This window comes from Rhodopseudomonas rhenobacensis, from assembly GCF_014203125.1.
Taxonomy (GTDB): domain Bacteria; phylum Pseudomonadota; class Alphaproteobacteria; order Rhizobiales; family Xanthobacteraceae; genus Rhodopseudomonas_A; species Rhodopseudomonas_A rhenobacensis.
The window spans coordinates 261,339-277,665 of the sequence record NZ_JACHIH010000001.1; the positions used below are offsets into that span (position 1 = coordinate 261,339).

General features: G+C 64.7%; 17 protein-coding genes. 4 read left to right on the forward strand and 13 right to left on the reverse strand.

Features of this window, described 5'->3' with window-relative positions; all coding sequences use genetic code 11:
• Nucleotides 1-33: 33 nt before the first annotated feature.
• Complete coding sequence (locus HNR60_RS01210) at nt 34-570, forward strand: RNA pyrophosphohydrolase (RefSeq protein WP_184253373.1); 537 nt, start codon at nt 34-36, stop codon at nt 568-570.
• Nucleotides 571-573: 3 nt separating this feature from the next.
• Here the strand turns inward: HNR60_RS01210 and HNR60_RS01215 are convergent, their stop codons facing one another.
• From HNR60_RS01215 to HNR60_RS24010, 7 genes are all read right to left on the reverse strand, one after another.
• A complete protein-coding gene (locus tag HNR60_RS01215) occupies nt 574-663 on the reverse strand; it encodes a hypothetical protein (RefSeq protein WP_347339287.1) in 90 nt (29 codons plus the stop codon).
• Nucleotides 664-811: 148 nt separating this feature from the next.
• Nucleotides 812-1,219, reverse strand: coding sequence for a F0F1 ATP synthase subunit epsilon (locus HNR60_RS01220; RefSeq protein ID WP_184253376.1), 408 nt, complete (start codon nt 1,217-1,219; stop codon nt 812-814).
• 121 nt (nt 1,220-1,340) lie between these two features.
• The gene (gene atpD / locus HNR60_RS01225; RefSeq protein WP_184253378.1) at nt 1,341-2,771 is read right to left on the reverse strand and encodes a F0F1 ATP synthase subunit beta; all 1,431 of its coding nucleotides are present in this window, start codon (nt 2,769-2,771) and stop codon (nt 1,341-1,343) included.
• A gap of 62 nt (nt 2,772-2,833) precedes the next feature.
• Nucleotides 2,834-3,712 (reverse strand): F0F1 ATP synthase subunit gamma, encoded by an 879-nt coding sequence (locus HNR60_RS01230; protein ID WP_184253380.1) that lies wholly within the window; start codon nt 3,710-3,712, stop codon nt 2,834-2,836.
• A gap of 143 nt (nt 3,713-3,855) precedes the next feature.
• Nucleotides 3,856-5,388, reverse strand: a complete 1,533-nt coding sequence (atpA, locus tag HNR60_RS01235) for a F0F1 ATP synthase subunit alpha (protein WP_184253382.1) — start codon at nt 5,386-5,388, stop codon at nt 3,856-3,858.
• Nucleotides 5,388-5,948: a F0F1 ATP synthase subunit delta gene (locus HNR60_RS01240; RefSeq protein ID WP_184253384.1), complete on the reverse strand. Its 561-nt coding sequence runs from the start codon at nt 5,946-5,948 to the stop codon at nt 5,388-5,390. The genes atpA and HNR60_RS01240 overlap by 1 nt, the downstream gene beginning before the upstream one ends.
• Nucleotides 5,852-6,265 carry a hypothetical protein gene (locus tag HNR60_RS24010; protein WP_184253386.1) on the reverse strand — a complete coding sequence of 138 codons (414 nt, stop codon included), beginning with the start codon at nt 6,263-6,265 and terminating at the stop codon, nt 5,852-5,854. Before HNR60_RS24010 ends, HNR60_RS01240 begins: the two co-directional genes overlap by 97 nt.
• A gap of 327 nt (nt 6,266-6,592) precedes the next feature.
• Here HNR60_RS24010 and HNR60_RS01250 point away from each other — a divergent pair, with 327 nt between their 5' ends.
• The gene (locus HNR60_RS01250) at nt 6,593-7,081 is read left to right on the forward strand and encodes a septal ring lytic transglycosylase RlpA family protein (protein ID WP_184253388.1); all 489 of its coding nucleotides are present in this window, start codon (nt 6,593-6,595) and stop codon (nt 7,079-7,081) included.
• A 536-nt stretch (nt 7,082-7,617) separates the two neighbouring features.
• On the opposite strand, the gene HNR60_RS01255 is transcribed toward HNR60_RS01250, so the two are convergent.
• On the reverse strand, nt 7,618-9,822 hold the full coding sequence (locus tag HNR60_RS01255) for a primosomal protein N' (RefSeq protein WP_184253390.1): 2,205 nt from the start codon (nt 9,820-9,822) through the stop codon (nt 7,618-7,620).
• Between the two features lie 150 nt (nt 9,823-9,972).
• Here HNR60_RS01255 and HNR60_RS01260 point away from each other — a divergent pair, with 150 nt between their 5' ends.
• Entirely contained in the window at nt 9,973-10,947 is a 975-nt protein-coding gene (locus HNR60_RS01260; protein ID WP_184253392.1) for a tyrosine recombinase XerC, read from the forward strand.
• Between the two features lie 275 nt (nt 10,948-11,222).
• Complete coding sequence (locus tag HNR60_RS01265) at nt 11,223-11,813, forward strand: DUF4337 domain-containing protein (RefSeq protein WP_184253394.1); 591 nt, start codon at nt 11,223-11,225, stop codon at nt 11,811-11,813.
• Nucleotides 11,814-12,030: 217 nt separating this feature from the next.
• On the opposite strand, the gene HNR60_RS01270 is transcribed toward HNR60_RS01265, so the two are convergent.
• From HNR60_RS01270 to HNR60_RS01290, 5 genes are all read right to left on the reverse strand, one after another.
• The gene (locus tag HNR60_RS01270; RefSeq protein ID WP_184253396.1) at nt 12,031-12,573 is read right to left on the reverse strand and encodes a hypothetical protein; all 543 of its coding nucleotides are present in this window, start codon (nt 12,571-12,573) and stop codon (nt 12,031-12,033) included.
• 132 nt (nt 12,574-12,705) lie between these two features.
• Entirely contained in the window at nt 12,706-13,746 is a 1,041-nt protein-coding gene (locus HNR60_RS01275) for an SEFIR domain-containing protein (RefSeq protein WP_184253398.1), read from the reverse strand.
• Nucleotides 13,747-13,815: 69 nt separating this feature from the next.
• Nucleotides 13,816-15,219, reverse strand: a complete 1,404-nt coding sequence (lpdA, locus tag HNR60_RS01280; RefSeq protein WP_184253401.1) for a dihydrolipoyl dehydrogenase — start codon at nt 15,217-15,219, stop codon at nt 13,816-13,818.
• 1 nt (nt 15,220) lies between these two features.
• Entirely contained in the window at nt 15,221-15,496 is a 276-nt protein-coding gene (locus HNR60_RS01285; protein WP_184253403.1) for a hypothetical protein, read from the reverse strand.
• 37 nt (nt 15,497-15,533) lie between these two features.
• Nucleotides 15,534-16,280: an SDR family oxidoreductase gene (locus tag HNR60_RS01290; RefSeq protein WP_184253405.1), complete on the reverse strand. Its 747-nt coding sequence runs from the start codon at nt 16,278-16,280 to the stop codon at nt 15,534-15,536.
• Nucleotides 16,281-16,327 lie beyond the last annotated feature (47 nt).

Genomic DNA, 16,327 nt, shown 5'->3' on the forward strand with positions numbered 1-16,327 from the left:
GATTGCCAGCCTCCGCTGGAGAACCAGGATCCCATGAACGCAAGTCTCGATGCCGATTCGGCGGTGTTGAACGAAACGGCAGCGTATCGCCGCAATGTCGGCATCGCGCTGTTCAACGCGCAGGGCCGCGTGCTGATCGGTCATCGCTACCGCGACGACGGCCCGGAGATCGTGCTGCCGGGGCTCGACTGGCAGATGCCGCAGGGCGGCATCGACGCCGACGAGGAGCCGCAAGTCGCGGTCAAGCGCGAGCTCTGGGAAGAGACCGGCGTCAACCACGCCGAATTCCTCGGCCAGACCGATTGGCTGAGCTACGATTTTCCGCCCTATCTCGGGCCGCATCACCGGCTCGGGCATTTTCGCGGCCAGCGGCAGAAATGGTTCGCGCTGCGCTTCACCGGCAGCGACGCCGAGATCGATCCGCTCGCCACCCGCAACGGCCAGCCGCCCGAATTCGACGCCTGGCGCTGGGAGCGGCTCGACCGCGTCGCCGACCTGGTGGTGCCGTTCCGCCGCGCGGTCTATCTGGAAGTGGCGCGGAGTTTTTCGCGGTTCGCCGATCGGCCATGATCCTCACCAGCCTTGCTTGGCGATGTCGCGGGCAAAATAGCTGATGATCAGATCGGCGCCGGCGCGTTTGATCGCGCCCAGCGTCTCGCGCACTCGGATTGGTGCTCTTGCCGAGCGAAGCGGCCTGGGGCGGCATCGTGCCACTCACGAAGGCGCCGGCGGGACGATCAAACGCCCGGAGGCGCAACGCGACCGCGAGACCGGCGGCCATCGGGTGAACGGCGCCGAGGCGCCGTTCTCGTCAGTGCATCGCGGTGGCGTTGAGCTGATGCTGGATGCTCTTGTAGTGGTCGAGCCGCTCGATGGCGCGGTCGAGCTCGGAGCCCTGCTTGCCGGCGAGACCAGCTTCCATCGAGGAGACGGTCTGCGCGAATTGCGCGGTGTCGAGCTCGGCGACCGAGGTGGCGACGTCGGCGAGCACGGTGAGGCCCTTGTCGGAGACTTCGGCCAAGCCGCCGAGCACCACGATCTTCTGCTGATTGCCGCCCGCGGTAATCGTGAGCAGGCCGGGGCGGATCACCGCGACCACCGGCGCATGGCCGGCGAGCACGCCGAAATCGCCCTCGACGCCGGGCACATCGACCTGGTCGACCTGGCCGGAGAAGGCCAGCTTTTCCGGCGAAACAAGATCGAATTGGAAGGTGGACATCGGGGAAGCCTATCGATTGGAAACGGTGAGTGGCGAATAGCGAATAGCGAATGGCGAATAGAACAATGGCTCGCCGATCTTCCCTATTCGCTACTCCCTATTCGCTATTCGCTCGCGATCCTTACGCCGCTTCGGCGGCCAGCTTCTTGCCCTTTTCGACCGCCTCTTCGATGGTGCCGACCATGTAGAAGGCGGCCTCCGGCAGGTGATCGTACTTGCCTTCGCAGATCGCGCGGAAGCCCTTGATGGTGTCGGCGAGCTCGACGAACTTGCCCGGCGAGCCGGTGAAGATTTCGGCGACGAAGAACGGCTGCGACAGGAAGCGCTCGATTTTTCGCGCGCGGGCCACGGCGATCTTGTCCTCTTCGGAAAGCTCGTCCATGCCCAGGATGGCGATGATGTCCTGCAGCGACTTGTACTTCTGCAGCACCTGCTGAACCATACGCGCGGTCTGGTAGTGCTCCTCGCCGACGATCAGCGGCGACAGCATGCGCGAGGTGGAGTCGAGCGGGTCGACCGCCGGATAGATGCCCTTTTCCGAGATCGCGCGGTTCAGCACCGTGGTCGCATCCAAATGCGCGAAGGAGGTGGCGGGCGCCGGGTCGGTCAAGTCGTCGGCCGGCACGTAGATCGCCTGCACCGAGGTGATCGAGCCCTTATGGGTGGTGGTGATGCGTTCCTGCAGCGCGCCCATGTCGGTGGCCAGCGTCGGCTGATAGCCCACCGCCGAGGGGATGCGGCCGAGCAGCGCCGAGACTTCCGAACCGGCCTGAGTGAAACGGAAGATGTTGTCGACGAAGAACAGCACGTCCTGGCCCTGGTCGCGGAAATGCTCGGCGACGGTCAGACCCGACAGCGCGACGCGGGCGCGGGCGCCCGGAGGCTCGTTCATCTGGCCGTACACCAGCGCGCACTTCGAACCTTCACCGCCGCCCTTCTTGTTGACGCCGGATTCGATGAACTCGTGATAGAGGTCGTTGCCTTCGCGGGTGCGCTCGCCGACGCCGGCGAACACCGAGTAGCCGCCGTGGGCCTTGGCGACGTTGTTGATCAGTTCCTGAATCAGCACGGTCTTGCCGACGCCGGCGCCGCCGAACAGGCCGATCTTGCCGCCCTTGGCGTAGGGCGCCAAGAGGTCGACGACCTTGATGCCGGTGACGAGAATTTCAGCTTCGGTGGACTGGTCGGTGTAGGTCGGCGCTTCGGCGTGGATCGGGCGGAGGCCTTCGTTGGCCACCGGGCCCTGCTCGTCGACCGGCTCGCCGATCACGTTCATGATGCGGCCGAGCGTGCCGACGCCGACCGGCACCATGATCGGGTTGCCGGTGTCGGTGACTTCCTGGCCGCGCACCAGACCCTCGGTGGTGTCCATCGCGATGGTCCGCACCGTGGATTCGCCGAGATGCTGCGCGACTTCGAGCACCAGACGGTTGTTGCCGTTCTTGGTCTCGACCGCGTTGAGAATCGCCGGCAGGTGTCCCTCGAACTGCACGTCGACGACGGCGCCGATGACCTGCGTGATCCGTCCGGTCTGGTTGGCGGGTGTGGCCATGAAAACTATCTCCCTGAAGTCCGAAACTTAAACGACGGTCAGCATGACCGAAATGTGTGGGGTCAGATCGCCTCGGCGCCGGAAATGATCTCGATCAGTTCCTTGGTGATCATGGCCTGGCGGGTGCGGTTGTAGATCAGTGTCTGCTTGCGGATCATGTCGCCGGCGTTGCGCGTGGCGTTGTCCATCGCGCTCATCTGCGCGCCGTAGAAGGATGCATTGTTCTCGAGCAGCGCGCGGAAGATCTGCACCGCGAGGTTGCGCGGCAGCAGGCTGGCGAGGATCTCGTCCTCTTCCGGCTCGTATTCGTAAGACGGCGCCGGCGCGGCGTTGGCGGCCGGGGCCTCCACCACCAGCGGGATGATCTGCTGCGCGGTCGGGATCTGCGAGATCACCGACTTGAAGCGAGAATAGAACAGCGTGCAGACGTCGAATTCGCCGTTGTTGAAGCGCGCCACCACCTTGTTGGCGATGTCTTCGGCGTTGACGAAGCCGAGCTGGCGCACCGAGCGCAGCTCGATGTTCTCGACGATCTGGCGGTCGAAGGTGCGGCGCAGCTGCTCGTAGCCTTTGCGGCCGACGCAGAAGAACTTCACTTCCTTGCCCTGGTTCATCAGGCTGAGCGCGCGCTCGCGCGCCAAGCGCACGATCGACGAGTTGAACGCGCCGGACAGGCCGCGTTCGCCGGTGCAGACCAAGAGCAGATGCACCTGGTCCTTGCCGGTGCCGGCGAGCAGCACCGGGGCGCCGGGCGAGCCGGCCGCGGCGCTTGCGATGTTGGAAATCACCGCATCCATCCGCTCGGCATAGGGCCTGGCGGCTTCGGCGGCCAATTGCGCGCGGCGCAGCTTGGAAGCCGCCACCATCTGCATGGCCTTGGTGATCTTCTGCGTCGCCTTGGTCGAGGCGATGCGGACGCGCATGTCTTTCAGTGACGCCATTCTCAGTTCACCCCGACGATCCGACCCTTGGCCCGACCGCAAATCCCTCGTTGGTCATGCCCGACCTTGCGCCGGGCATCCGTCTCGCATTGCTTACACGCGCGAAAATGCGGATGGCCGGGCGAACCCGGCCATCGCGGCATTTAGGCGAAGGTCTTGGCGTAGCTTTCGACCACCGACTTCAGCTGGGCGGCGGTCTCGTTGGAGAGGTCGCGGCTGTCACGGATGGTGTTGAGGATCTCGACGTTCTTGCCGCGCAGCAGCGACAAGAGACCGTCCTCGAAGGCGCGAACCTTGGAGACCGGCAGCGGATCGAGATAGCCGTTGACGCCGGCGTAGATCACCACGACCTGCTCTTCCATCTTCAGCGGCGAGAACTGCGGCTGCTTCAGGAGTTCGGTGAGGCGCGAACCGCGGTTCAACAGACGCTGGGTCGAGGCGTCGAGATCGGAGCCGAACTGCGCGAACGCCGCCATTTCGCGGTACTGCGCGAGCTCGCCCTTGATCTTGCCGGCGACCTTCTTCATCGCCTTGGTCTGCGCCGAGGAGCCGACGCGCGACACCGACAGACCGACGTTCACGGCCGGACGGATGCCCTGGAAGAACAGGTCGGTTTCCAGGAAGATCTGGCCGTCGGTAATCGAGATCACGTTGGTGGGGATGTAGGCCGAGACGTCGTTGGCCTGGGTCTCGATGATCGGCAGCGCGGTCAAAGAGCCCGAGCCGTGATCTTCGTTGAGCTTGGCCGCGCGTTCCAGCAAGCGGGAATGCAGATAGAACACGTCGCCCGGATAGGCCTCGCGGCCCGGCGGGCGGCGCAGCAACAGCGACATCTGGCGGTAGGCGACGGCCTGCTTGGACAAGTCGTCATAGATGATGACGGCGTGCATGCCGTTGTCGCGGAAGTACTCGCCCATGGTGCAGCCGGTGAACGGCGCGATGTACTGCATCGGCGCCGGGTCGGAGGCGGTGGCGGCGACGACGATGGAATATTCCAGCGCGCCCTGCTCTTCCAAGACCTTGACGAACTGCGCCACGGTGGAGCGCTTCTGGCCGATCGCGACATAGACGCAATACAGCTTCTGGCCTTCCGGAGCGCCTTCGACGTTGAGCGGCTTCTGGTTCAGAATGGTGTCGAGAGCGATCGCGGTCTTGCCGGTCTGACGGTCGCCGATGATCAATTCGCGCTGGCCGCGGCCGACCGGGATCAGCGCGTCGATCGCCTTGAGGCCGGTGGCCATCGGCTCGTTGACCGACTTGCGCGGAATGATGCCGGGCGCCTTAACGTCGACCCGCTTGCGTTCGGCGGCGACGATCGGACCCTTGCCGTCGATCGGATTGCCGAGCGCGTCGACGACGCGGCCGAGCAGGCCCTTGCCGACCGGGGTGTCGACGATGGCGCGGGTGCGCTTGACGGTCTGGCCTTCCTTGATCTCGCGGTCGGCGCCGAAGATCACGATGCCGACGTTGTCGGTCTCGAGGTTCAGCGCCATGCCGCGGGTGCCGTTCTCGAACTCGACCATTTCACCGGCCTGGACGTTGTCGAGACCGAAGACGCGGGCGATGCCGTCGCCGACGGACAACACCTGTCCGACTTCGGTGACTTCAGCTTCCTGGCCGAAGTTCTTGATCTGGTCCTTGAGGATCGCGGAAATTTCCGCGGCGCGGATGTCCATCAGCCTGCCTCTTTCATCGCGTGCTTGATCGAGTTGAGTTTGGTGCGGAGCGAACTGTCCACCATGCGGCTGCCGAGCTTGACCACAAGCCCGCCGATAATCGCCGGATCGACATTCACGTTGAGCGCGACATCCTTGCCCGTCACTGATTTCAGCGCGGTCTTGAGGGCGTCGAGATTTCTTTCGCTGAGCGGCTCGGCGACGGTGACGTCCGCCGTGGCCTCGCCCTTGAACTTGGCCACCAGCGCGCCGAATCCGCGAATCACGTCGGTGACGGCGAACAGCCGGCGGTTGGCGGTGAGCACTTTCAGGAAATTGGCGGTAATGCCGGTGAAGCCGGCCTTGTCGAGCACCGCGGCCAGCGCCCTCGACTGCGTCTCAGACGAGAACACCGGGCTGCGCACCAGCCGGGTCAGATCGGCGCTGCCCGCCAGCATGACCTTGAAGCGGTCGAGATCGGCCTTCACCGCATCGACGGCTTTTTCGTCACGCGCGAGCTCAAACAGAGCCGTCGCGTAACGCCCTGAGACTCCTGAAACGGATGGATTTTCGGCTGCCACGGCACGCTCTTTTTTGCTGTCAAATTCGCAAGGGAAAAACCGTCGCCACATGCGGCGCCGAGCGATTCAAGCCCTTGAAATTCAAGCGGGACTTCGATTTCAAGCCGATACGAGTGAACCGGCTGCGTAAAAATCGCGGCTTTGCTAACATAGCGCGCGCGCAGGTGCAACACGACGCCGCCGGCTTGCGACGTCTTGGCCGCGGCCTTCTCGTCGCACGCGATTTGACCGCGGCGCGGTCCGCGCACCGGCACGGGCGGGCGCAAGGCGACGCGCCCAGCAAACCCCGACCCAGTTGGTTCCTGCGCCTGGCGCATGTCTCCCTTGCGGTTTACCCGGCTTGACGGCCTCACAGGGTCGGTTTTGGCGAATCACCCGATTACTTGCCGTGCCCGCTGACGGCGTCATGAAAACTTCAAACATCAGTATTGGCGTGCATCCTAAAGTAATTCGTAAGTAAATTATCTGTGAACAAATAGATTTCGTATTATTTGATCCAGATCAACCGCGCGTTGCGTCGCCCCGAAGGGGGGATTGACCGCCAATCTTCGGCCTCATTACAACGCCACCCGTTCGCCAACGAAACCGGGACGGGGGTTCCACTTGCCATAAATGTGGCAATACTCAACTACTGAGGAATTAATATGGTTGCATTGAAAACACCGGCGCTGCGGATCACGACCCGGCCCAAGACGGCCATGGCCATGATCGTCGCCTCTGTCTTTCTGGGAGGGGCGATCACCGAAGCCTCGGCTAAGTCCAGGCACCATCGACACCACCACAGCCACAGCCATCATGCCGGCCAGAATTCCTGGCGCGCCGCCAATGCGTCGTTTGTCGAGGGCTCCGGCGGCCGCAGCTTCGCCGGCATGGCGTCGTACTACGGCAACGAATCCGGCAGCCGCACCGCCTCCGGCCAGCGCATGAATGCCAGCGCAATGACCGCGGCGCACCGCTCGCTGCCGTTCGGCACCAAGCTGCGCGTCACCCATGGCGAGCGCAGCGTCGTCGTCACCATCAACGACCGCGGCCCGTTCATCCGCGGCCGGGTGCTCGATCTGTCGACGGGCGCGGCCCGCGCGATCGGACTGACAAGCCGCGGCGTCGGCCGGGTGGTCGCGGAAGTCATGTAACTTCCCAAGGCGCGGCCCCGCTCGACCAGAGGCGGTCGCGCCTCTCAATAGTTTGCGTAAGCGTTGCGTTACGTTGCGTACGGCGAGGACGTTTCGTCGCCGAAAACAAGCCTGCCGTCGCCAATGACGGCAGGCTTTTTCTTTGCAACGGTGTCATTCCGAGGCGCGAGCCGCCTCAGCGGCGAGCGAACCCGGAATCTTGCTGCAGGCAAGAGTCCTACCGCGCGGCAAGATTCCGGGTTCGCTCGAGCAGTCGCTCTCGCGCCCCGGAATGACGGGGTTTTCTTGCCCCGACGCACGTGCCCCGGACGCAGTGCAGCGCGCCGCACTTGCGGCGTGCTGCGCTGCAGATCCGGGGCCGTTACGGAACGCGGTGCTTGAAACGGTCCCGGCTCGCCGCACAGCGCAAGCGCGCTGCTCGGCGTCCGGGACACCGAGCCGGTAGGGTGGGCAAAGGCGCTCTTGCGCCGTGCCCACCACCATCCCGTTCGACGAATTGCGGTGGGCACGCTTCGCTTTGCCCACCCTACAAAGAGCTACAAAAAACTCTGCGGATCGACGTCGACCTCGAGGTTGAGATTGCCGGTGGTCTTCGGCCCCGACGCCAGCCACTGCCGCAAATACGTCGACAGATCGACGCCCCGCGCCGACTTCACCAGGATGCGGAATCGATAGCGCCCCTTGATCACCGCCAGCGGCGCCTCCGCCGGTCCCAGCACCTTGATCCGCTCGTCGGGCGGCGACATCGCCACCAATTTGCGCGCAAAGCCTTCGGCGGTCGGGCGGTCTCCGGCCGAGACGATCAGGCTGGCGAGCCGGCCGAACGGCGGATAGCCGGTGCGCTCACGGGCGTCGATTTCGCTTTCATAAAACGCCTCGCGGTCGCAGGCGACCAGCGCCTTCATCACCGGGTGCTCCGGCTGATGGGTCTGCAGATAGCCTATGCCATAGCCCTGGTCGCGGCCGGCGCGGCCGATGACCTGGTTGAGCAATTGATAGGTGCGCTCGGCGGCGCGCGGATCGCCGTTGCCGAGCCCGAGATCGGCGTCGACCACGCCGACCAGATTGAGCCGCGGAAAATTGTGCCCCTTCGCCACCAGCTGGGTGCCGATAATAATGTCGACGCGCCCCTCGGCGATCTCGGTCAATTCCGAGCGCATCGATTCGATCGAGGTGACGAGGTCGCTCGACAGCACCATCGTCCGGGCGTCGGGAAACAGCGCCTGCGCCTCTTCCTGCAGCCGCTCCACGCCGGGGCCGACCGCGACCAGCGATTCCTCGGCGTTGCAATGCGGGCAGAGTCTTGGCCGCGGCATCGAGAAGCCGCAATGGTGGCACACCAGCCGCTGCCGGAAGCGGTGGTCGACCAGCCAAGCGTCGCAGATCGTGCAGGCGAAGCGATGGCCGCAGGCCCGGCACAGCGTCAGCGGCGCATAGCCGCGGCGGTTGAGAAACAGCAGCGCCTGTTCGCGGCGCTCGATCGCGATGCCGATCTGCTCGGCCAGCCGCGGCGCTATGTAACGGCCGCGCATTGGCCCTTCGCGGCGCAGATCGATGGCCTCGATCTGCGGCATGTGCTGGCCGCCGAACCGCGACGGCAGCGCGACGCGCTGGTAGCGGCCTTTGCGGGCGTTGACCTCGCTCTCCACCGACGGCGTCGCCGAGGCGAGAATGATCGGGATTTTCGCGATACTCGCCCGCACCACCGCCATGTCGCGGGCGTGGTAATGCGCGCCCTCGTCCTGCTTATAGGCCTGGTCGTGCTCCTCATCGACGATGATCAGCCCGAGCTTGGCGTAAGGCAGAAACAGCGCCGAGCGGGCGCCGACCACGACTTGCGCTTCGCCCGCGGCGATCGCCGCCCAGTTGCGGGCACGCGTGCGCGGCGTCAGTTCGGAATGCCATTCCAAAGGCCGCACCCCGAAGCGTTGCGCGAAACGGTCGAGAAACTGCCCGGTCAGCGCGATTTCCGGCATCAGGATGAGGGTCTGTTCGCCGCGGCGGACGATCTCGGCGACCGCCTCGAAATACACCTCGGTCTTGCCGGAGCCGGTGACGCCGTCGAGCAGCGCGACCTTGAACGCGCCGCCGGCGGCGAGCGCCCGCAGGCTGTCGGCCGCCGTGGTTTGCTCCGGCGAAAAATCCGGCTGCGCGAAATCGGGATCAGGCTCCGGCGCAGCCAGCGCGCGGGCCATCGGCTCGACCGCCAAGGTGCCCTCGTCGACCAGCCCGTCGACCACGCCGGCCGAGCAGCCGGCCTCTTTGATGGCGTCGGATTTGCCGTGCAGCAGCCCGTCGGAGAGAATCTCGATCAGCCGCGCCCGCGCCGGCGTCATCCGTTGCGGCTTTGGCCCGACCAGCCGCACGCCGAGACGGACTCGTTCCGGGCCGAGATGCTCGCCCATCCGCAGCGTCATCCGCAGCACCTGGCCGCGCGGCGACAGCGTGTAATTGGCGACCCAGTCGACCAGCCGGCGCAATTCCTCGCGAAACCGCGGCACCTCGAGCTTGGAGTCGACGTCCTTCAGCCGGTTATGCAGCCGGGGATCGGGGTTGGGGTTGTCGGCCCAGACCACGCCGATCACCTCGCGGGCACCGAGCGGCACGCAGACCACGTCGCCGGGCGCGAGCTCCACCCCGCGCGGCACCCGGTAGGAATAAGCCTGATCGAGCGCAACCGGCAGCAGCACGTCGACCACGCGGGTCGCCGAGGAACTGGAGGAGCGCGTGGAATGGTCCATCGGAGACTCTAGCGGGAGCAATGTCGCTCCAACTTAAGGACTTGCCGGCGGTGTCACCAGCGGCAACCGGGGCCCGTGCTTCACCTCCGGGTAACCCTGCGGATGTGATAATCTCACGCAACGGCGCATCGCGCCTTGTCGAGCACCCTCATGGCCAAAACTCCCATCTCCGCCCCCGCGCCGCTGGAATTGCCCGGCGCCGCTGCCGATCTGGTGGCGGAGGCGACGCGCTGGCTCGCCTACCTGCGCAGCGAGCGGCGGTTGTCGCCGAAGACGCTGGAGGCCTACACCCGCGACCTGCGGCAGTGCCTGGCGTTCCTCAACGAGCATTGGGATGCGCAAGTGTCGATCAAGCGCTTCGCAGCGCTCGAAGCCGGCGACATCCGCGCCTTCATGGCGTGCCGTCGCGCCGACGAGATCGGCGGCCGCTCTTTGATGCGGGCGTTGGCGGGGCTGCGCTCGTTCGGCCGGTTTCTGGAGCGCGAGGGCAAGGGCAAGGTCGGCGCGCTATCCGCGATCCGCGCGCCGAAGGTCGGCAAGAGCCTGCCGAAGCCGATCCAGATCGCCGGCGCCAAGCGGCTTGCGGATGCCAGCGAACGCGCCGGGGAAAACCGCGAGCCGTGGATCTGGGCGCGCGACGCCGCGGTGATGGCACTTCTTTATGGCTCGGGCCTGCGTATCTCCGAAGCGCTCGGGCTCAAGCGCCGCGATGTGCCGTTGCCGGGCAAGGGCGACACCTTGATCGTCACCGGCAAAGGCAACAAGACCCGGATGGTGCCGGTGCTGCAAAACGTTCTTAGTCTCATTCAGGATTACGTCGCGGTCTGCCCGCATCCCTTGCCGCCACAAGGCCCGATCTTCGTCGGCGCCCGCGGCGGCCCGCTCAGCCCGCGAATCATCCAACTCACCATGGAGCGGCTGCGCGGCGCGCTGGGCTTGCCCGACAGCGCCACGCCGCACGCGCTGCGGCATTCCTTTGCGACGCATCTCTTGAGCCGCGGCGGCGAATTGCGCGCGATCCAGGAATTGCTCGGCCACGCCTCGCTCTCCACCACGCAGATCTATACCGGGATCGATTCCGAGCGCCTGTTCGAGGTCTACAAGACCGCGCATCCGAGGGCGTAGGCCCGCGCGGCCAATTCGCGGCAACCAATAAGCCGTCATTCCGGGGCGCGAACAGCGTCAGCTGTGAGCGAACCCGGAATCTTGCCACTTGCATGCGCTGCTTCGCCCGCTGCGAGATTCCGGGTTCGCTCGGCCTACGGCCTCGCGCCCCGGAATGACGAATGGACTATCCAAAAGATTACTCGCCGACACATCCTCGTCACAGCGATCTGCGCCCTTGCGCGCTTTGGGCTGATCGGTCAATCGTCGACGCCCGTTAGCATGGAGACGAATCAATGGGCGCGCACGAGAGCATGGAGCACGCCGAGCATGCCGAGCATGCGTCGGGCTCGAACAAGAAAATCGCCTTGCTGATCTCGGTGATCGCGCTGTTTCTGGCGCTGTCGGAAACGCTCGGCAAGGGCGCGCAGACCGAATCGATTTCGAAAAACGTCGAGGCCTCCAACCTGTGGGCGTTCTTCCAGGCCAAGAGCATCCGCCGCACCGTGGTGCAGGCGGTCTCTGAAAACGCCAAGCTCGGGCTCGGCCCGATCGCCGACGAGACCGCCAAGGCGGCGCTGCAGAAGCAGATCGACGAATGGCAGAAGACCGCGCAGCGCTACCGCTCCGAGCCGGAGACCGGCGAGGGAAGCGAACAGCTCGCCGAACGCGCCAAACACGCCGAGCACGACCGCGACCTGGCGATGGCGCGCTATCACCACTACGAAGTCGCTTCGGCTGCGTTCCAGATCGGCATCGTGCTGGCGTCGGCGACCATCATCACCGGGATGATCATCCTGGCCTGGCTGTCCGGCGCGCTGGCGCTGACCGGCCTCGCCTTCACGGCGATCGGCCTGTTCGCCCCGCACGCCGTGCATTTGATGTAGCGCGGTCGCTGACAACAGAGATGGCGTCATTCCGGAGCGCGAGAGCGAAGCTCGAGCGAGCCCGGAATCTCGCAGCGCGCACTGACTCATCACCCCGCCGCGAGATTCCGGGCTCGCTCGCAGCTCACGCTGCTCGCGCCCCGGAATGACAGGTGGTGAGTCTTGAAACGCGCCAATCCAACTCGAAGAGTCTCTCCAGCCCCGGAATGACAGTCTTCTATCGCGTCGCGCGCACCCGACGCCGCAACCGCCCGATCATCCGCAGCGTTCGCGCGCCGAAGCCGCGGCCCTCGCCGCCGAGTGCGGCGGCAATCTTCGCCTTGATCGCCGCGATGGTCGGGGCGACCAGCGCGCGGGCCTTGTCGCGCAGCTCGATCAGCCAGCGATACGCCGCGGCGAACCAGCGCATCTGCAACAGCTTCGGTTTGGTGACGTCGAAGATGAAGGCGACCACGCCGAGCCCGACCACCTGCAGGAATGCGAACATCGCAACGCCGGCGACGATCTGGCCCTGCGCGATCAGCGCCAGCGCCAACAGCTTCAGCGGATAGAGCGGCGCCACCGGCACCAGGAACACCGGCAGCGTCATCGCCGGCGACAGCGTGCTGATGCGCTGCGCCAACCACGCCTTGAACTGGCGCAGTGGAATCAGCGCGACGATCCGCGCCACGATCGGCTCGAGGTGATCCCAGCACCACGCCTCGATCAGGAACGCGACCGCGAGCAGAAACCACAGCGACTGAGAAATCCGGCGCATCATGGCTGGTCCAATCCGGACCGCGCCGGAACTCGTTCACATATGGATGGCGCGTTTGCCGACCGCAAGCGCGGCTTCCTTGACCGCCTCCGAGCGCGTCGGATGGGCGTGGCAGGTGCGCGCGGGATTGCCGAGTTACCGAAGCACAAACCGAGGCGGCTCTCCCAACGGCGGCGCCTCTTCATAAGCACTGTACAATTCTCTTAACAGCCGCCCCTGACTTTCATTATTCGCTCCATCCGTCTTCCACGTCACGGCATATACACCCTGAAGAAAGCGCGGCAGATCGGCAGGCCGAACTGTGTCAAACACAATAGGTATATATTTCTTTGGATTGGATTGCTGAGATTGCAGCAGATCGCCTTGCACTATCCGAATTTCCCAACCAACGCCGCCGACTCTACCGTCGGCGCGTTTTGCGTAATCTTCGTTGCATATGATGAGAACTCGATCGGCAAGATCCAACTCATTCGACATCCATTGAGGGAGATCCATGCCTGGCCTGAGAAGCCAAATATCTAATCGCGCATCCACGCCGTTCGCGCGAAGAAAAGTTGCTAGATCCCGGACGCGTGCCTCGTGTTCAACGTCGGTCTTGGTATAGCTTATGAATACTCGAACCGCCTCGCGCCGCTTCGTCCGGCTAACGTGATCGCCTGATCGATGACGACCTGTTCTCGGTAGGGAACTCGTCTCTCTTGATAGATGTCGGCTTAGGGCCTCGAAATCATCTTTTCTGTACACGAATATATTGTACACTTTATCAGCAGCATCGACCCGTTCAATTCCTTGGATAAGCGCTTCTGCAGACTCCGTCTGACTCAAACCTCCTGCTCCGCTACCTAACAGCGGAAGGGTTATATTGCGAATTTCTGGCTTGTTTTGAGCGAAGAGCGCGGTTTTCTCGGAGATTGACGAGATGGCCGCTTTATTACTTCTCATACCGAGTACTGAGGCAGCGTACCCAACATAGGTAGCTATGTTAGCGGCGCCCCTAAATATCTCGAATTTCACCTCTCCAAGCTGCATGGCCTCCGGCGGGGGGCTAATATCGAAATTTTCCAGCTCTTGGGCCACATGGCTGGTGATACTCCCTCCCGTTGAGCATGGAATTATAATCAGATCGCTCGGTTGGGCAAACATGTTGCCCTCACGAAGTTGAATGGTCGCTGTCATGTCCTCTCCGCTCAAATCAGCAGATGAGTCGGTAGAATACATCGAGACGGCCGGTGGCGCGCATATCGTTCACATATGGATGGCGCGTTTGCCGACCGCAAGCGCGGCTTCCTTGACCGCCTCCGAGCGCGTCGGATGGGCGTGGCAGGTGCGCGCCAGATCTTCCGCCGAGCCGCCGAACTCCATCAGCACCGCGGCCTCGTGGATGATCTCGCCGGCCTCGCGGCCGACGATATGCACGCCGAGCACGCGGTCGGTCTTGGCGTCGGCGAGAATCTTCACGAAGCCGTCGGTGGTCTGGTTGACCTTGGAGCGGCCGTTGGCGGTGAACGGAAACTTGCCCGCCGTGTAGGCCACGCCGGCCTGCTTCAGCTCTTCCTCGGTCTTGCCGACCGAGGACACTTCCGGCGTGGTGTAGACCACGCCCGGGATCACGTCGTAGTTCACATGGCCGGCCTTGCCGGCGATGATTTCGGCAACCGCGACGCCCTCGTCCTCGGCCTTGTGCGCCAGCATCGGACCCGCGACGACGTCGCCGATCGCATAGACGCCCTTCACGCTGGTGAGGAAATGCGCGTCGATCGCGATCCGGCCGCGCTCGTCGAGCTTGATTCCCGCGTCCTCGAGGCCGAGCCCCTTGGTGTAGGGAATCCGTCCGATCGCCACCAGCACCACGTCGGCTTCCAGCGTTTCCGGCTTGCCGCCGGCGGCCGGCTCGATGGTCGCCTTCAGCATTGCCCCCGACGAATCCACCGCCGTCACCTTGCTGCCGAGCTTGAAGTTGAAGCCCTGCTTTTCGAGGATGCGCTGGAATTGCTTCACCACCTCGCCGTCCATGCCGGGCAGGATGCGATCGAGGAATTCCACCACGGTGACTTCGGCGCCGAGCCGCCGCCACACCGAGCCGAGCTCGAGCCCGATCACCCCGGCGCCGATCACCAGCAGCTTGCCCGGCACTTTGCCCAGCGACAGCGCGCCGGTCGACGACACGATGCGTTTCTCGTCAACCGCCACGCCCTTCAGCGGCGTGTAGGTCGAGCCCGAGGCGATCACGATCGATTTCGCCTCGACGGTCTGCGTCTTGCCGTCCGCACTTGTCACCTCGACCTTGCCGGTGCCGAGCACGCGGCCGGAGCCGCGCAGCGCGTCGATCTTATTCTTCTTGAGCAGGAACTCGACGCCCTTGACGTTGCCGTCGATGCCCTGCTGCTTGAAGGTCATCATCGCCGGCAGATCGAGCGACGGCTTCGGCACCACGACGCCCATCTTGGCGAAGGAATGCCCGGCCTCCTCGAACATCTCCGAGGCGTACAGCAGCGCCTTCGACGGCATGCAGCCGATGTTGAGGCAGGTGCCGCCGAAAGTGTCGCGCTTCTCCACCACCGCGACCTTGAGGCCGAGTTGGGCGGCGCGAATCGCGCAGACATATCCGCCGGGACCGGTGCCGATAACAACGAGATCGTAAGACGCCATATCAGGACTTCTTCATGGTTTGGATTTCTTCGGAAAGGGAGCGGAAGCTGGATTTCAAGAGTTCAATCTGCTGATCGAACCGATCATCGACCGATTCGCGGAAGGCTTCGAGCTGTCGCTCCATGCGGCTCAGCGCTGTGCCCAGCGCCCCGACGTCGCTCTTGACCGCAACGCTATCGGCCCGCACCTCGGCCATCCCGGACTTGACCTGCCGGACATCGCCCTGCAGCCGTTTGATCTGTTCGCCCAGAAACCTCAAGTCGATCTCGTCGGCCATGCGCCCCTCCGGTCATCTGTTGCCGCAGTCTATAACCCTACCGTCCGCCTGACACGTCGAGAATCGCCGAGGTGACGTAGGACGCCTCGTCGGAGATCAGCCAGACCACGGCGTTGGCGATTTCCTCCGCGGTGCCGACCCGTTGCATCGGCACGTTGTGGGCGAGCCGGTGGGCGCGGTCGGGCTCGCCGCCGGAGGCGTGGATCTCGGTATCGATCAGCCCGGGCCGGATCGCCGCCACCCGGATGCCTTCGCCGGCGACCTCGTGGCCGAGCCCGATGGTGAAGGAATCGATCGCGCCCTTCGACGCCGCATAGTCCACATAGGTATTGGGCGAGCCGAGCTTGGCCGCCACCGACGACAGATTGACGATCACCCCGCCCTCGCCGCCATGGCGGGTCGACATCCGCTTCACCGCCTCGCGGGCGCACAGCATGCTGCCGGTGACGTTGACCGCCATCATCCGCTGGATCCGCTCCGCCGACATCTCATCGACCCGCGCGGTCGGCCCGACGATGCCGGCATTGTTGACCAGCGCGCCGAGCCGGCCGAAGCCGTCGGCGGCTTCGAACAGACCGACGATGTCGGTTTCGAAGCCGACGTCGCATTGCACCGCCATCGCTCGGCCGCCGCTGTCCGCGATTTTCGCCACCACCTCGTCGGCCGCGGCCTGGTTGCTGGCGTAGCCGATGCACACCCGGTAGCCGCGCGCCGCGGCGGCAAGCGCGGTGGCGCGGCCGATGCCGCGGCTGCCTCCGGTGACGATGACGACGCGATCCTGCACGGTGGGCTCCGATCGACGGGTTGAAGCCTGATCAACGTGATCAGGTG

What these genes read in the sequence shown, in the direction of transcription:
- HNR60_RS01230 (WP_184253380.1), bottom strand. Translation starts at nt 3,712, where the DNA reads ATGGCGTCACTGAAAGACATGCGCGTCCGCATCGCCTCGACCAAGGCG.
- HNR60_RS01255 (WP_184253390.1), bottom strand. Translation starts at nt 9,822, where the DNA reads ATGGACCATTCCACGCGCTCCTCCAGTTCCTCGGCGACCCGCGTGGTC.
- HNR60_RS01265 (WP_184253394.1), top strand. Translation starts at nt 11,223, where the DNA reads ATGGGCGCGCACGAGAGCATGGAGCACGCCGAGCATGCCGAGCATGCG.
- lpdA (WP_184253401.1), bottom strand. Translation starts at nt 15,219, where the DNA reads ATGGCGTCTTACGATCTCGTTGTTATCGGCACCGGTCCCGGCGGATAT.
- HNR60_RS01285 (WP_184253403.1), bottom strand. Translation starts at nt 15,496, where the DNA reads ATGGCCGACGAGATCGACTTGAGGTTTCTGGGCGAACAGATCAAACGG.
- HNR60_RS24010 (WP_184253386.1), bottom strand. Translation starts at nt 6,265, where the DNA reads ATGCGCCAGGCGCAGGAACCAACTGGGTCGGGGTTTGCTGGGCGCGTC.
- atpA (WP_184253382.1), bottom strand. Translation starts at nt 5,388, where the DNA reads ATGGACATCCGCGCCGCGGAAATTTCCGCGATCCTCAAGGACCAGATC.
- HNR60_RS01270 (WP_184253396.1), bottom strand. Translation starts at nt 12,573, where the DNA reads ATGATGCGCCGGATTTCTCAGTCGCTGTGGTTTCTGCTCGCGGTCGCG.
- HNR60_RS01220 (WP_184253376.1), bottom strand. Translation starts at nt 1,219, where the DNA reads ATGTCCACCTTCCAATTCGATCTTGTTTCGCCGGAAAAGCTGGCCTTC.
- HNR60_RS01275 (WP_184253398.1), bottom strand. Translation starts at nt 13,746, where the DNA reads ATGACAGCGACCATTCAACTTCGTGAGGGCAACATGTTTGCCCAACCG.
- HNR60_RS01260 (WP_184253392.1), top strand. Translation starts at nt 9,973, where the DNA reads ATGGCCAAAACTCCCATCTCCGCCCCCGCGCCGCTGGAATTGCCCGGC.
- atpD (WP_184253378.1), bottom strand. Translation starts at nt 2,771, where the DNA reads ATGGCCACACCCGCCAACCAGACCGGACGGATCACGCAGGTCATCGGC.
- HNR60_RS01250 (WP_184253388.1), top strand. Translation starts at nt 6,593, where the DNA reads ATGGTTGCATTGAAAACACCGGCGCTGCGGATCACGACCCGGCCCAAG.
- HNR60_RS01210 (WP_184253373.1), top strand. Translation starts at nt 34, where the DNA reads ATGAACGCAAGTCTCGATGCCGATTCGGCGGTGTTGAACGAAACGGCA.